We start from the raw sequence: 14,232 nt of genomic DNA on the forward strand, positions 1-14,232 counted from the left end.
GGAACTCAGAAGCCTCCGCCGCCGCCGAAGTCGCCACCGCCGCCGAAACCGCCGCCCCCGCCGAAGTCGCCACCCCCGCCGAAGTCACCGCCCCCGAAGTCCGTGCCGCCGAAGTCGCCGCCCTGGCCGTCCTGGAAGTCCTGGCCGCCGTACTCGGAGGCGTAGGCCGGGGTGGCGAGGGCCGAGCCGAGGAGGGTGCCCGCGAGGAGGCCGGGGAGGAGACCGCCGCCGAAGTAGCCGCCGGCCCAGGGGCCGTACGCCGGGCCCGCCTCCCAGTAGGGGCGACGGCCGGAATCGGTCTCGACGGTCCGCGCCCGCGGGTCCTGTCCGTCGTCCAGGCGGGCCGCGTCGGCGGCGCAGACCGGGACCTCTCGGGAGCTCCCGCCGACCGGGGTCCAGGTGCGGTCCTCGACGGAGGGGCCGTGGCGCGGGTCGAAGAAGCACGGGGGCCGGCGCTCCGGCAGCGGGCGGGAGCCGCGGCGGGCGTCCAGCACGGCGAGCGCGAAGCGGCCGTCGTCCAGGGCCTCGGTCACCCCCCGGACGTCGTGCGGTCGGGTCGCCGAGCCCATCAGCGACTTCGCCCGGTCGTAGGAGTCCAGGGCGCGCTCGTAGTCGGCGCGCATCTCCTCGTCGGCGCCGGGCTCCGCCGGGTGGAAGTCGAGGCGTTCCAGCTCCTCGCCGAAGGCGGTGATGTCCTCGTCGACGACGACCTGGAGCTTCTCCAGCGCGGCGCGCTCCTCCGCCTCCTTGCGCTTGCGCCGGCCGCGGACCACGGCATAGGCGCCCGCGCCGCCGGCGGCGGCGACCGCGCCCAGGGTGACGAGGCCGGCGACCGGCACGCCGGAGTCGGAGCCGCCGGCCCAGGCGTCCGGCGCGCTGCCGCGCATCGCGGGGAGGGCCTGGTCGGCGAAGGCGTTCAGCTCGGTGGCGGCGTCCGCGCCGGGACGGTCGACGGTGGCGACCATGTTCTCCACCGCGCCCGCCGACAGCACCCGGCTGTCGGCCTTCGCGGCGAAGTCGTCGCCGAGCCGCACGGCGTACACGCCCGGGAGCCCGGTCTGCTCGCGCAGGTTGTCGATGAGCCCCTGCGACGGGTACTCCGCACCCTCCGGCAGCACCGCCACGAAGAGCGGCTTGTCGGCGTCCTCGATCTTCTGCGCGAGGGCGGCCGCGTCGGCCGTCGAGAGCTGGTCGGCGGCGCCCGGGTCGACGTAGACCGGGCCCTGTCTCAGGGCCGCGCCCGCCTCGGGGACGCCCGTGGCCCTGGCACCCGCCGACGCGGGGGCCAGGGCCAGGAGCAGCAGGAGGATCAGCCCGGCGAGGGCCGACCACACCGAAATCACCCTGGTCCTCATGCTTCGAAATTACCCGAATGGACCAGAACTAGACATACCGGGCGAAGGTCGTCTACTCCGCGGGGTCCACCCCGGCCCGCAGCAGACCGTAGGTGAAGGCGTCCTCCAGGGCCTGCCAGGAGGCGGCGATCACGTTCTCGCCGACGCCGACGGTGGACCACTCGTCGGTGCCGTCGCCCGTGGTGACGAGGACGCGGGTGGTGGACTCGGTGCCGTGCCGGCCTTCGAGGATGCGGACCTTGTAGTCGACGAGCTCGAACTTGGCGAGCTGGGGGTAGACCGGCTCCAGGGCGACCCGCAGGGCGCGGTCGAGGGCGTTGACCGGGCCGTTGCCCTCGGCGGTCGCGAGCATCCGCTCGCCCTTGGCCCACAGCTTGACGGTGGCCTCGTTGGCGTGGGTGCCGTCGGGGCGGTTCTCGGTGATCGCCCGCCAGGACTCGATGCGGAAGTAGCGGCGGGCCCGGCCCTCGGCCTCGGCGCGGAGCAGCAGTTCGAAGGAGGCGTCGGCGGCCTCGTACGTGTAGCCCTGGAGCTCGCGCTCCTTGACCCGCTCGACCACCCGGGCGACCAGGGCGCGGTCGCCGCCGAGGTCGACGCCGAGCTCCTTGCCCTTGAGCTCGATGGAGGCGCGGCCGGCCATGTCGGAGACGAGCATCCGCATGGTGTTGCCGACCAGCTCGGGGTCGATGTGCTGGTAGAGGTCGGGGTCGACCTTGATCGCGGAGGCGTGCAGGCCGGCCTTGTGGGCGAAGGCGGAGACGCCCACGTACGGCTGGTGGGTGGAGGGGGTGAGGTTGACGACCTCGGCGATGGCGTGCGAGATCCGGGTCATCTCGGCGAGGGCGCCGTCGGGCAGCACCTGCTTGCCGTACTTGAGCTCCAGGGCGGCGACGACCGGGAAGAGGTTGGCGTTGCCGACCCGCTCGCCGTAGCCGTTGGCGGTGCACTGGACGTGGGTGGCGCCCGCGTCGACGGCGGCGAGGGTGTTGGCGACGGCGCAGCCGGTGTCGTCCTGGGCGTGGATGCCGAGCCGGGCGCCGGTGTCGGCGAGGACGGTGGCGACGACGGCCTGGATCTGGGCGGGGAGCATGCCGCCGTTGGTGTCGCAGAGGATGACGACGTCGGCGCCGGCCTCGTGCGCGGCCCGGACGACGGCCTTGGCGTAGGCGGGGTTGGCCTTGTAGCCGTCGAAGAAGTGCTCGCAGTCGACGAAGACGCGGCGGCCCTCGGCGCGCAGGTGGGAGACGGTGTCGCGGACCATCGCCAGGTTCTCGTCGAGGGTGGTGCGCAGGGCCAGTTCGACGTGCCGGTCGTGGGACTTCGCCACCAGGGTGATCACCGGGGCGCCGGAGTCGAGCAGAGCCTTGACCTGCGGGTCGTCGGCGGCACTGCCGCCGGCCCTGCGGGTGGCGCCGAAGGCCACGAGCCGGGCGTTCTTGAAGTGGATCTCCTGGCGGGCGCGGGCGAAGAACTCGGTGTCCCGCGGGTTGGCACCGGGCCAGCCGCCTTCGATGAAGCCGACGCCGAACTCGTCGAGGTGCCGGGCGATGGTCAGCTTGTCCGCGACGGTGAGGTTGATGCCCTCACGCTGGGCTCCGTCGCGGAGCGTCGTGTCGAAGACGTGGAAGCTGTCGTCGGCCGGGCCGGCGCCCGGACGGGGGCTCTCGCCGTTCTCGGTGGTCATGAGTGTGTTGGCTCCTGTCGGATGTGGCTCCGGAAGGTATGGATCCACTTGCCCCCATTCTCACGCGCTGTCCGTCTCCGGCGTGGGTGGGGCCGGAAAACGAAAAAACCCCTCGCGGGTGCGAGAGGTCTGCGCGCGGGTCTGGGGCACGGTGGCCGCCGCCGCGGGGGTGGAGTCCCGGGGTTCAGCGGTCACTGCGGACCGGCGCGCCGCTGCCGATAATCATCGTGGTAGCAAGCACGCCCGCAGTTTGCCACAGGCCCGCGCGGTTCAGGACGCGGATCTCACGATGCGGAATCCACGGCGGCGCCGGTCCTCCTGGCCGGCGGTACGGGATCGGTCCCGGCGGCCGTCCTCGCGTCGGTGCCCACCCGGGCCAGGTCGATGTCGCGGGTCTCCCGCATCACCAGGTAGACGATCAGCGAGACGGCCGCGCACCCGGCCACGTACCAGGCGAAGCCGGACTCGATCCCGGCGTTCTTGAACCAGAGGGCGACGTACTCGGCGGTGCCGCCGAAGAGCGCGTTGGCGATCGCGTACGGCAGGGCGACGCCGAGGGCGCGAATGCCGGTGGGGAACAGTTCGGCCTTCACGCAGGCGTTGATCGAGGTGTAGCCGGTGACGACGAGCAGGGCGAGGAGCGAGAGCCCGAGGGCCGGCCAGAACGAGTCGGCCCGCTTGAGCATCGTCAGGATCGGCACCGTGAGGAGGGTGGAGCCGACGGCGAAGGTGATGAGGAGGGGGCGGCGGCCGATCCGGTCGGAGAGCGCGCCGGCGAGCGGCTGGAGGCAGGCGAAGACGATGAGGGCGCAGAAGGAGACGAGGGTGGCGGTCTGCTTGGGCAGCCCGGCGCTGTTGGACAGGTACTTGGTGAGGTACGTGGTGTACGTGTAGTAGGCCACCGTGCCGCCCATGGTGAGGGCGACGACGAGGAACGCCTCGCGGCGGTGCGCCCACAGGGCCTTGAGGGTGCCCTGCTCCCCGTGGGCGACGCCCGCGTCGGCGGTCTCCTCGTACACCTCGGTCTCCAGCATGTTCCGGCGCAGGTAGAACACGACGGCGGCGCCGAGGGCGCCGATGACGAAGGGGACGCGCCAGCCCCAGCTGTGCAGGGCCTCGCTGGACATCGTGTGCTGGAGGACCAGCAGCAGGCCGAGGCCGAAGACCTGTCCCGCGGTCATGGAGACGTACTGGAAGCTGGAGGCGAGGCCGCGCCGGCCGGGGGCGGACGCCTCCGTGAGGTACGTGGCGCTGGCCGCGTACTCGCCGCCGACGGAGAGGCCCTGGAGGAGGCGGGCGACGAGGAGGACGGCGGCGCCGCCGTAGCCGGCGACGGCGTAGGTGGGGGCGACGGCGATGAGGAGCGCCGAGGCGGACATCAGGGTGACGGTGAGGGTGAGCGCGGCCTTGCGGCCCTTCCGGTCGCCGACCCGGCCGAGGAGCCAGCCGCCGACGGGGCGCATGAAGAAGCCGACGGCGAAGATGCCGGCGGTGTTCATGAGTTTGGCGGTGTCGTTGCCCTCGGGGAAGAAGGCGCCCGCGAAGTAGACGGCGAAGCTCGCGTACACGAACCAGTCGAACCACTCGACCATGTTCCCGGCCGAGCCGATCCAGATCTTCTTCCAGTGATCTCGTCCCATGGCCCGGAACCGTGCCGGAGCGAACCCCCGCACAACAAGGGTGCAGGGGGCAACGATCGGGAGTACTTACGTTCCTTGAGTTCGCGGGATCAGGGTTTCGTCGATGAACTCCCGGACCTGCGCGAGGACTTCGTCCCGCCCGGTGCCGGGCAGACCGACCGCCACGTGCACGCTGTAGCCGTCCAGGAGTGCGCGCATTCGGGTGGCGAAGCGATCCGGGTCGACGGACCGGAACTCGCCCCGCGAGACGCCCTCGGCGAGGATCGCGACGAGGTCCCGGTGCCAGGCGCGCTCGATGGCGGCCTGGCGGGCGCGGGCGTCCGCGTCGGCGTTCTGCGACCGGTTCCAGACCTCCAGCCAGAGCGTCCAGTGCGGGTCGCGCGGCCCGGCGGGCACGTACACGTCGACGTATCCGTCGAGCCGTTCGCGGGAGGTCCCGGGCCCGGAGAGCAGCGCCCCGCGCTCGGCCCCGAGCCGTCCCTCGCTCCACTCCAGCGTCTGGAGGAGCAGCTCGTCCTTGGTGCGGAAGTAGTACAGCAGGTGGCCGCTGCTCATCCCGACCTGCCGCCCGAGCCCGGCCATCGTGAGCCCGTCGAGTCCGCGCTCGGCGACGGTGTCCATCGCCGCCGCGAAGACGTCCTCGCGGGGCGGGGCGGGCTGGTTGCGCCGGCGGGGGGCGCGGGCCGGGACGGGGCTGCTGCTCTGACTCACTCGTACGTTCTACACCGCGGGCTGCTGCTGGGTGATGCAGTGGATGCCGCCGCCGGCCGCGAAGATCGTGCGGGCGTCGACCAGGACGACCTCGCGGTCCGGGAAGAGGCGGCGGAAGATCTCGGCGGCGAGCTCGTCGTGCGGGTCGTCGAAGGCGCACAGGACGACGGCGCCGTTGCAGAGGTAGTGGTTGATGTAGGAGTAGTCGACCCAGTCGCCCTCCTCGTCCTTGAGGACGGTGGGGGCGGGGACCTCGATGACCTCCAGGGGGCGGCCCTGGGCGTCGGTCTGGGCGCGCAGGATGTCGGCGTACAGCCGCGAGCGGCCGTAGTCGGGGTGGTTCGGGTCCTGCTGGCTGTGGACGAGGACGGTGCCGGGGCGCGCGAACGCGGCGACGATGTCGATGTGGCCCTGGGTGCCGTACATGCCGTAGTCGCCGGCGAGGCCGTGCGGGAGCCAGATCGCCTTGCTGGTGCCGAGCTTGGCGTGGATCTCCCGCTCGACCTCCTCGCGGCTCCACTCGGGGTTGCGGCCGGCGCCGAGCTGGACGGTGTCGGTGAGCAGGACGGTGCCCTCGCCGTCGACGTGGATGCCGCCGCCCTCGTTGACCAGTGCGCTGCTCAGTACGGGCACCTCGGCGACGTCCGCGACATGGCGGGCGATCTTGGAGTCGTGCTCCCAGCGTGCCCAGTCCTGGGCGCCCCAGCCGTTGAAGACCCAGTCCACGGCGGCCAGGGAGGTGCCGTCGGTGACGAAGGTCGGGCCGATGTCGCGCATCCAGGCGTCGTCGAGCTCCCGGTGGACCAGCTCGACGTCGTCACCGAGGAGCGCCCGGGCGCCTTCCGCGTCCCCCGGGGCGACGACCATCGTCACCGGCTCGAAGCGGCGTACGGTCCGGGCGACGGAGGCCCATGCCTCGCGGGCGGCGGCCAGCTCGGCGTCGTCGGTGAAGGTGGGGTTGGGGCTCGGCCAGGCCATCCAGGTCCGCTCGTGCGGGGTCCACTCGGCGGGCATGCGGTACGCGGTCATGGTGTGGTCCTCGGGGAAGTGGAACGTGACGGGAGACTCTTTGAGCACCACTCTAAATGCTGAGAGGTTTCCCTCCAAGCATTGACGGCCGGTGCAGGGTCAGGTCACATTGAGCGGCACTCTAAAGTTCCCGATCCGCTCCCCCGGAGGTCCCATGGCGGTCGAACAATGCGGAATCGAGCGGCGCGGCATCGAACAGCGGGGCGTCGACACCGTCCCCGAGGCCGAGCGCACCAGCGGCCCCCGCGATCTCGTCGCGATCCTGCTCGGTTCCAACCTCTGTCTGGGGGTGATCGTCTTCGGCTGGCTGCCCGTCTCCTTCGGCCTCGGCCTGTGGGGCTCGGTGACCTCCGTGGTGGCCGGCACGGTCGCCGGCGTCGCGGTCACCGCCCCGCTGGCGCTGGTCTCCCTGCGTACCGCCACCAACCTCTCCACCTCGTCCGGCGCCTTCTTCGGCGTCCGCGGACGGCTCGTCGGCTCGGTGGTGGGGCTGCTGCTCTCGCTGGGCTACACCGCCCTGACCCTGTGGATCGGCGGCGACGTCGTGGTGGGCACCCTCGCCCGGCTGACCGGCCTCTCCACCGGCGACGGGGCGCACGCCGCCGTCTACACGCTGCTCGCGGCCTGCACGGTGGTGGGCGCCGTGTACGGCTACCGGCTGCTGCTCCGGCTCAGCAAGGCCCTCGCCGTCGGCATGACCCTCCTCCTGGCCGTGGGGCTCGTCGCGTACGCCGGCGACTTCACCTCCGCGCCGGTGCCGGACACCCCGTACCTGCTCGGCTCCTTCTGGCCGACCTGGCTGCTCTCGGCGGTCGCCGCCGGCCTCAGCGGCCCGGTCGCCTTCATCACCCTGCTGGGCGACTACACCCGGTACGTCTCCCCCACCCGGCACAGCGCGCGGAGCGTCTGGCGGGCCACCTCGCTCGGGCTGCTCGTCGGCCTGCTGGTGCCGCAGCTCTTCGGCACGGTCACCGCGCTCGCCGCCCGGGCCGGCCAGGACTACGCGGGGCCGCTGGTCGCCGCCTCCCCCGCCTGGTACCTGGTCCCGCTGCTGCTGGCCGCCACCGCGGGCTCGGTCGGCAACGCCGGTCTGATGCTCTACTCGATGGGCCTCGACCTCGACGCGATCCTGCCCCGGGCCACCCGGGCGCGCGCCACCCTCGTCGTCGCGGCGGTCGCCACCGGCTTCGTCCTCCTCGGGCACTTCGCCTCGGACGCCCGGTCGGCGATGACCTCGTTCGTCCTGCTCCTGACCGCGCTGGGCACCCCGTGGGCGGTCATCACCCTGATCGGGCACGTCCGCTGCCGGGGCGTGTACGACCCCGAGGCGCTCCAGGTCTACAACCGGCGTTCACGCGGCGGGATCTACTGGTTCTCGGCCGGCTGGCACCCGCGCGCCACCGTCTCCTGGGCGCTCGGCGCGGCCGTCGGCCTCGCCGCCGTCTCCACCCCGCTCTACGAGGGTCCGCTGCTGGCCCTGACCGGCGGGATCGACTGCAGCTTCGTGCTGTCGGGGCTCACCGGCGGCCTGCTGTACGCGGTCCTCACCCCCGCCCCGGAACGGCGGACGCCCGGGACGGAGTCCGTCCCGGGCGCCCTGGCCGACCGGCCCTGAGGTCACTTGCCCAGCTGGTGCACCCAGCCGTGCGCGTCCTCGGCCGTGCCGGTCTGGATCGCCAGCAGGGCCTCGCGCAGCTTCATGGTGACCTCGCCGGGCTCGCCGTCCGCGTGCTGCCAGTCGCCGCGGGCCGACCTGACCGTGCCGACCGGGGTGATGACGGCGGCGGTGCCGCAGGCGAAGACCTCGGTGAGGGTGCCGTTCGCGGCGTCCTCCTGCCACTGGTCGATGGAGATGCGGGCCTCCTCCGACTCGTGGCCGAGGTCCTTGGCGACCTGGAGCAGCGAGTCGCGGGTGATGCCGGCGAGCAGCGAGCCGGTGAGGGCCGGAGTGACGATCTTGTCCCCGTAGACGAAGTACAGGTTCATGCCGCCCAGTTCCTCGACCCACTTGTGCTCGACGGCGTCGAGGTAGGCGACCTGGATGCAGCCCTTCTCGGCGGCCTCGGCCTGGGCGAGCAGGGAGGCGGCGTAGTTGCCGCCGGTCTTCGCGTCGCCGACGCCGCCGGGGACGGCGCGGACGCGGTCCTCGGAGGCCCAGATGGCGACCGGCTTGACGCCGGCCGGGAAGTAGGCGCCGGCCGGGGAGGCGATGACCACGAAGAGGTACTCGTTGGCCGGGCGGACGCCCAGGCCGACCTCGGTGGCGATCATGAACGGGCGCAGGTAGAGGGACTCCTCGCCGCCGTGCGCCGGGACCCACGCCTGGTCCTGGCCGACCAGGGCGTCGCACGCCTCGATGAAGGTCTCGACCGGGAGCTCCGGCATGCCGAGCCGGCGGGCGGAGTACTGGAAGCGGCGGGCGTTGGCGTCCGGGCGGAAGGTGGCGACCGAGCCGTCGGGGCGGCGGTACGCCTTCAGACCCTCGAAGATCTCCTGCGCGTAGTGGAGGACGCTGGTCGCCGGGTCGAGCGAGAGCGGCCCGTACGGCACGAGCTGGCCGTCGTGCCAGCCGCGGCCCTCGGTCCAGCGGATGGTGACCATGTGGTCGGTGAAGTGCCGGCCGAATCCCGGGTTGGCCAGGATCGCCTCACGGTCCGCGGTGGACAGCGGGCTGGAGGAGGGCTTGAGCTCGATCGTGGGCTTCGTCATGAGTGCGTGTCCTTCACCGGTTGTGTGGGTCGGACCGCGCCCACGGCGTGCCCGCATGCCGCGGCCCCACGTTCGATTATCGCCCGGGGGGACCGGACGACGAAACGGGTGGACGCGGCGCGGGTGAGCGCGATCCGGTGAGAGGGAGGGTAGGGGTTCTCGCGCCCGGTGGCCGCATACGACGAAGCAGCCGCCGGGTGTCTGGGAGACCCGGCGGCTGCTCTGTGGTGTCAGTGTGGCGCGCGGGTCAGCTCGCTACTCGCGCGGCGAGCGCGTCGCCGATCTCGTCCGTGGTGCGGACGGCCGCACCGCGCTCCGTCAGGTCGGCCTCGACGGCCGCCTCGACCCGGGCGGCCTCGGCCTCGTAGCCGAGGTGGCGCAGCAGGAGGGCGACGGAGAGGACGGTGGCGGTGGGGTCGGCCTTGCCCTGGCCCGCGATGTCCGGCGCGGAGCCGTGCACCGGCTCGAACATGGACGGGAAGTCGCGGCCCGGGTTGATGTTGCCCGAGGCGGCGACGCCGATGCCGCCGGAGACGGCCGCGGCGAGGTCGGTGATGATGTCGCCGAAGAGGTTGTCGGTGACGATGACGTCGAAGCGGGCCGGGTCGGTGACGAGGAAGATCGTCGCGGCGTCGACGTGCAGGTAGTCGGTGGTGACCTCGGGGAACTCCTGGGCGACCCGGTTGAAGATGTCGGTCCAGAGGTGGCCGGCGAAGGTCAGCACGTTGTTCTTGTGGACCAGCGTGAGCTTCTTGCGCGGGCGGGCCTGGGCGCGGGCGAAGGCGTCCCGGACCACGCGCTCGACACCGAAGGCGGTGTTGACGGAGACCTCGGTGGCGACCTCGTGCTCGGTGCCCTTGCGGATGGTGCCGCCGTTGCCCGTGTACGGGCCCTCGGTGCCCTCGCGGACCACGACGAAGTCGATCGCGGGCTGGCCGGCGAGCGGGGTCGCGACGCCGGGGAGCAGCTTCGAGGGGCGCAGGTTCACGTGGTGGTCGAAGGCGAAGCGCAGCTTCAGCAGGAAGCCCCGCTCCAGGACGCCGGACGGCACCGAGGGGTCGCCGATCGCGCCGAGCAGGATGGCGTCGTGCTTCTTGAGGGAGTCCAGGTCGGCGTCGGTGAGGGTCTCACCGGTGGCGTGGTAGCGCCGGGCGCCGAAGTCGTACTCCTCGGTCTCCAGCTTCACGTCCTGGGGAAGCACCGCCGAGAGGACCTTGAGGCCCTGGGCCACGACCTCCTGGCCGATGCCGTCGCCGGGGATGACTGCGAGATTGATGCTGTGAGACATGGCGGCACCCTACTCTTCGTCCCATCGTCTGACACGCAACGTCCACCATGTGGACGAACGGACAGGCGCCGGACGGCTCAGTGGCCGGTGGAGCCGCCGTTGTCACGGCGGTCGAGGGCGCGCTGGAGGGCGGCGGCGGCGTTCTGCCGGGCCTCGTCGCTGGGGCGGGTGGCGGAGTGGCGGACGCGCGGGGCGGTCTGAGTGGCCATGAGGGATCGACTCCTTGAGATCAGTGGTGATCCGGATGTGCGGAGATCAGCTGCGATCGGGAGATCAGTGATCGAAGGCGCCGGAAAGGGGCGGGGAGCGCCGCCGCAGGGGTTGCCTGCACAGGGCATCGCGCTCTCGACCGCCATTCGCTGATGGAGCGAGACGTTCGGCTTCTACAAAGCTAGGGCAGGGCCCCTCATCTGTCTCCACAATTACTCGGACTTCCTACTATCTGAGACGGCGCCTCTCCCCCGGCCGACCGCTCCGTCACACGACGTCGCCGTCCCGCCAGTCGAAGACCAGCGGAGCGCCGGGGTCCGGGAGGGCCAGGGCGCCCGCGGGGCGGACGAGGACGCCGCCCTCCTCCTCCGGGAGCCGTACGACCCCGTCCGGGCCCAGCACCGCGATCCGGCCGCCCCAGACCTGCCACCCGCGCCCCCGGTAGAGGGCGGCGCCCTCGTCGGAGGCGGAGAGCGCGCCGAGGGCGTGGGTCGCGTCGATCACCCGCTCCAGGGCGTCCATGACGGCGCTTCCGAGGCCGCGCCGGCGCGCGTCGGCCCGGACGGCCACCCCTTCGACGTAGCCGGTCCGGTACGAGCGTCCGCGGTGCAGCACCCGGCGCTGGACGACGGCACCGTGCGCGACGAGCCCCGTCCCGTCCTCGATCCAGGCGTGGACGCCGCCGAGGGTGTGGTCCCAGTCCTCCTCGGAGAAGTCTCCGTCGAACGCGGAGTCGAGCAGGGCGCGGACGGCCGTCAGCCGCCCGGCGCCGAGGGAATGGGTCGGCGCGGTCCTCACGGTCATCCGCCCACCCTGCCACCGGCTCCCGGGGGCCCGCACATGAATACCGCCCCCGACCCCGGCCTGGGGGGACCGGGGAGGGGGGCGGTGATCAGGGGCCGCTCACGCGGCGGGCGGGCGTCAGCCCATGTGCGGGTAGCCGTACTCGGTCGGCGGGACCAGCGTCTCCTTGATGGCGCGGGTCAGCGTCCAGCGCATCAGGTTCTGCGGGGCGCCGGCCTTGTCGTTGGTGCCGGAGGCGCGGCCGCCGCCGAAGGGCTGCTGGCCGACGACGGCGCCGGTCGACTTGTCGTTGATGTAGAAGTTGCCCGCGGCGAAGCGGAGCTTCTCCATCGTGTGCGCGGCGGCGGCGCGGTCGTTGGAGATGACGGCGCCGGTCAGGGCGTAGTCGGAGACCGACTCCATCTGCTCCAGCATGGCGTCGTACCGCTCGTCCTCGTACACGTGGATCGCGAGGATCGGACCGAAGTACTCGGCCTTGAAGACCTCGTTCTCCGGGTCGGTGCACTCGATGACGGTCGGGCGGACGAAGTAGCCCTCGGCGTCGTCGTAGGTGCCGCCGGCGACGATCGTGCAGCTCGGGTCGGAGGACGCACGGTCGATCGCCGCCTTGTTCTTCGCGAACGAGCGGTCGTCGATGACGGCACCGATGAAGTTCGACAGGTCGGTGACGTCACCCATCTTGATGCCGTCGACCTCGGCCGCGAACTCCTCCTTGAAGCCGTCGTTCCAGATGGAGGCCGGGATGTACGCACGCGAGGACGCGGAGCACTTCTGGCCCTGGAACTCGAAGGAGCCACGGGTCAGCGCGGTCTTCAGGATCGCGCGGTCGGCGCTGGGGTGGGCGACGACGAAGTCCTTGCCGCCGGTCTCGCCGACGATCCGCGGGTACGCGCGGTACTTCTCGATGTTGTTGCCGACCGTCTTCCACAGGTGCTGGAAGGTCTTGGTCGAGCCGGTGAAGTGGATGCCGGCCAGGTCGCGGTGGTTCAGGGCCACCTCGGAGACGGCGATGCCGTCGCCGGTCACCAGGTTGATGACGCCCTTCGGCAGGCCGGCCTCCTCCAGGAGCTCCATGAGGAGCACGGCGGAGTGGGTCTGCGTCGGGGACGGCTTCCAGACCACCACGTTGCCCATGAGGGCGGGGGCGGTGGGCAGGTTGCCCGCGATGGCCGTGAAGTTGAACGGCGTGATCGCGTAGACGAAGCCCTCCAGCGGGCGGTGGTCCAGCCGGTTCCACACGCCCGGGGAGTTGGCCGGCGGCTGCTCGGCCAGGATCTGGCGGGCGTACGCCACGTTGAAGCGCCAGAAGTCGACGAGCTCGCACGGGGTGTCGATCTCGGCCTGCTGGGCGGTCTTCGACTGGCCGAGCATGGTGGAGGCGGCCAGCGTCTCGCGCCAGGGGCCGGCGAGCAGCTCGGCGGCGCGCAGGATGATCGCGGCACGGTCGTCGAAGGACATCGCGCGCCAGGCCGGGGCGGCGGCCAGGGCCGCGTCGATCGCGTCCTGGGCGTCGGCCTCGGTGGCGCCGCGGAAGGTGCCGATGACGGCCTTGTGGTTGTGCGGCTGGACGACCTTGAACTCCTCGCCGCCGCCCATGCGCTTCACGCCGCCGATGGTCATCGGCAGCTCGCGCGGGTTGTCGGCCAGCTCCTTGAGCTTGGCCTCCAGACGGGCGCGCTCGGGCGAACCGGGGGCGTAGCCGTGCACCGGCTCGTTGACGGGAGCGGGGACCTGGGTCACAGCGTCCATAAGTCTCTGAACTCCTTCAATGAGGGGTAGTGGGCTCAGCCCTTGGTGAGGATGGAGCGGACGAAGAAGAGCAGGTTGGCCGGCTTCTCCGCGAGGCGGCGCATGAAGTAGCCGTACCAGTCGGTGCCGTAGGCCGTGTAGACGCGCATGCGGTGGCCCTCGGCGGCGAGCCGGGTCTGCTCCTCGGAGCGGATGCCGTACAGCATCTGGAACTCGTACTCGTCCAGCTTGCGCCCGGCGCGGCGGGCCAGCTCCTGGGCGATCGAGATCAGGCGCGGGTCGTGCGAGCCGATCATCGGGTAGCCCTCGCCGTCCATCAGGATCTTCATGATCCGGACGTACGCCTTGTCGATCTCGGGCTTGTCCTGGATCGCGACCTCGGCGGGCTCCTTGTAGGCGCCCTTCACGATGCGCACCCGGGAGCCGTTCGCGGCGAGGCGGCGGGCGTCCTCCTCGGTGCGGAAGAGGTACGCCTGGATGACGCAGCCGGTCTGCGGGAAGTCCTTCCGCAGCTCCTCGTGGATGGCGAACATCGAGTCGAGGGTGGTGTGGTCCTCGGCGTCCAGGGTGACCGTGGTGCCGATCTCGGCGGCGGCCGTGACGACCGGGCGCACGTTGGCGAGGGCCAGCTCGTGGCCGTTCTCCAGGGACTGGCCGAACATCGAGAGCTTGACGGACATCTCGGCGCGCTCGCCGAGGCCCAGCTCCTTGAGGCGGCCGATCAGCTCCAGGTAGGCGTCCCGGGCGGCGTACGACTGCTCGACGGTGGTGATGTCCTCGCCGACGACGTCGAGGGTGACCTCCAGGCCGCGGTCGGTGAGCTCCTGGACGATCGGCACGACGTCGCCGACGGTCTCGCCGGCGATGAAGCGCGCCACGACCTGCTTGGTCCCGGGCGCGGCCGACACGAGACGGCGCATCTTGTCGCTGCGCGACGCGGCGAGGATCACGGGACCCAGCACGGGGCACCTCCAAAGGGCGAGGGTAGAACGGGGCTGATACCGGTCACAGGGGTACGAACCGGGAACAGCACGGAGAACCACCGTGAAACCT

General features: G+C 71.9%; 12 protein-coding genes. 1 reads left to right on the plus strand and 11 read right to left on the minus strand.

The features are described from left to right. Positions 1–5: 5 nt before the first annotated feature. The 5 genes from ACFYT9_RS14925 to ACFYT9_RS14945 form a co-directional block, all read right to left on the minus strand. The gene (locus tag ACFYT9_RS14925) at positions 6–1,355 is read right to left on the minus strand and encodes a hypothetical protein (RefSeq protein ID WP_389163599.1); all 1,350 of its coding nucleotides are present in this window, start codon (positions 1,353–1,355) and stop codon (positions 6–8) included. Positions 1,356–1,407: 52 nt separating this feature from the next. Beyond that, on the minus strand, positions 1,408–3,039 hold the full coding sequence (cimA, locus tag ACFYT9_RS14930) for a citramalate synthase (protein WP_389163601.1): 1,632 nt from the start codon (positions 3,037–3,039) through the stop codon (positions 1,408–1,410). A 284-nt stretch (positions 3,040–3,323) separates the two neighbouring features. Beyond that, positions 3,324–4,679, minus strand: a complete 1,356-nt coding sequence (locus ACFYT9_RS14935; protein ID WP_376599496.1) for an MFS transporter — start codon at positions 4,677–4,679, stop codon at positions 3,324–3,326. A 66-nt stretch (positions 4,680–4,745) separates the two neighbouring features. Next, a complete protein-coding gene (locus ACFYT9_RS14940; RefSeq protein ID WP_389163864.1) occupies positions 4,746–5,300 on the minus strand; it encodes a TetR/AcrR family transcriptional regulator in 555 nt (184 codons plus the stop codon). Between the two features lie 99 nt (positions 5,301–5,399). After that, positions 5,400–6,419: an agmatine/peptidylarginine deiminase gene (locus tag ACFYT9_RS14945; RefSeq protein WP_389163604.1), complete on the minus strand. Its 1,020-nt coding sequence runs from the start codon at positions 6,417–6,419 to the stop codon at positions 5,400–5,402. Positions 6,420–6,573: 154 nt separating this feature from the next. Here ACFYT9_RS14945 and ACFYT9_RS14950 point away from each other — a divergent pair, with 154 nt between their 5' ends. Beyond that, the gene (locus ACFYT9_RS14950; protein WP_389163607.1) at positions 6,574–8,034 is read left to right on the plus strand and encodes a cytosine permease; all 1,461 of its coding nucleotides are present in this window, start codon (positions 6,574–6,576) and stop codon (positions 8,032–8,034) included. A 2-nt stretch (positions 8,035–8,036) separates the two neighbouring features. On the opposite strand, the gene ACFYT9_RS14955 is transcribed toward ACFYT9_RS14950, so the two are convergent. The 6 genes from ACFYT9_RS14955 to ACFYT9_RS14980 form a co-directional block, all read right to left on the minus strand. After that, a complete protein-coding gene (locus ACFYT9_RS14955; protein ID WP_387276052.1) occupies positions 8,037–9,128 on the minus strand; it encodes a branched-chain amino acid aminotransferase in 1,092 nt (363 codons plus the stop codon). A 247-nt stretch (positions 9,129–9,375) separates the two neighbouring features. Beyond that, a complete protein-coding gene (locus ACFYT9_RS14960; protein WP_376599502.1) occupies positions 9,376–10,416 on the minus strand; it encodes a 3-isopropylmalate dehydrogenase in 1,041 nt (346 codons plus the stop codon). A gap of 77 nt (positions 10,417–10,493) precedes the next feature. Then, positions 10,494–10,625 (minus strand): hypothetical protein, encoded by a 132-nt coding sequence (locus tag ACFYT9_RS14965; RefSeq protein ID WP_376599504.1) that lies wholly within the window; start codon positions 10,623–10,625, stop codon positions 10,494–10,496. 268 nt (positions 10,626–10,893) lie between these two features. Next, positions 10,894–11,430, minus strand: a complete 537-nt coding sequence (locus ACFYT9_RS14970; protein WP_389163611.1) for a GNAT family N-acetyltransferase — start codon at positions 11,428–11,430, stop codon at positions 10,894–10,896. Between the two features lie 117 nt (positions 11,431–11,547). After that, positions 11,548–13,179: an L-glutamate gamma-semialdehyde dehydrogenase gene (gene pruA / locus ACFYT9_RS14975; RefSeq protein WP_376599507.1), complete on the minus strand. Its 1,632-nt coding sequence runs from the start codon at positions 13,177–13,179 to the stop codon at positions 11,548–11,550. 35 nt (positions 13,180–13,214) lie between these two features. Beyond that, positions 13,215–14,141, minus strand: a complete 927-nt coding sequence (locus ACFYT9_RS14980; protein WP_376599509.1) for a proline dehydrogenase family protein — start codon at positions 14,139–14,141, stop codon at positions 13,215–13,217. Positions 14,142–14,232: the final 91 nt, after the last annotated feature.

It is taken from the genome of Streptomyces sp. NPDC004435 (genome assembly GCF_042873895.1).
GTDB lineage: Bacteria > Actinomycetota > Actinomycetes > Streptomycetales > Streptomycetaceae > Streptomyces.

What these genes read in the sequence shown, in the direction of transcription:
- pruA (WP_376599507.1), bottom strand. Translation starts at nt 13,179, where the DNA reads ATGGACGCTGTGACCCAGGTCCCCGCTCCCGTCAACGAGCCGGTGCAC.
- ACFYT9_RS14965 (WP_376599504.1), bottom strand. Translation starts at nt 10,625, where the DNA reads ATGGCCACTCAGACCGCCCCGCGCGTCCGCCACTCCGCCACCCGCCCC.
- ACFYT9_RS14935 (WP_376599496.1), bottom strand. Translation starts at nt 4,679, where the DNA reads ATGGGACGAGATCACTGGAAGAAGATCTGGATCGGCTCGGCCGGGAAC.
- ACFYT9_RS14955 (WP_387276052.1), bottom strand. Translation starts at nt 9,128, where the DNA reads ATGACGAAGCCCACGATCGAGCTCAAGCCCTCCTCCAGCCCGCTGTCC.
- cimA (WP_389163601.1), bottom strand. Translation starts at nt 3,039, where the DNA reads ATGACCACCGAGAACGGCGAGAGCCCCCGTCCGGGCGCCGGCCCGGCC.
- ACFYT9_RS14950 (WP_389163607.1), top strand. Translation starts at nt 6,574, where the DNA reads ATGGCGGTCGAACAATGCGGAATCGAGCGGCGCGGCATCGAACAGCGG.
- ACFYT9_RS14945 (WP_389163604.1), bottom strand. Translation starts at nt 6,419, where the DNA reads ATGACCGCGTACCGCATGCCCGCCGAGTGGACCCCGCACGAGCGGACC.
- ACFYT9_RS14960 (WP_376599502.1), bottom strand. Translation starts at nt 10,416, where the DNA reads ATGTCTCACAGCATCAATCTCGCAGTCATCCCCGGCGACGGCATCGGC.
- ACFYT9_RS14970 (WP_389163611.1), bottom strand. Translation starts at nt 11,430, where the DNA reads ATGACCGTGAGGACCGCGCCGACCCATTCCCTCGGCGCCGGGCGGCTG.
- ACFYT9_RS14940 (WP_389163864.1), bottom strand. Translation starts at nt 5,300, where the DNA reads ATGGACACCGTCGCCGAGCGCGGACTCGACGGGCTCACGATGGCCGGG.
- ACFYT9_RS14925 (WP_389163599.1), bottom strand. Translation starts at nt 1,355, where the DNA reads ATGAGGACCAGGGTGATTTCGGTGTGGTCGGCCCTCGCCGGGCTGATC.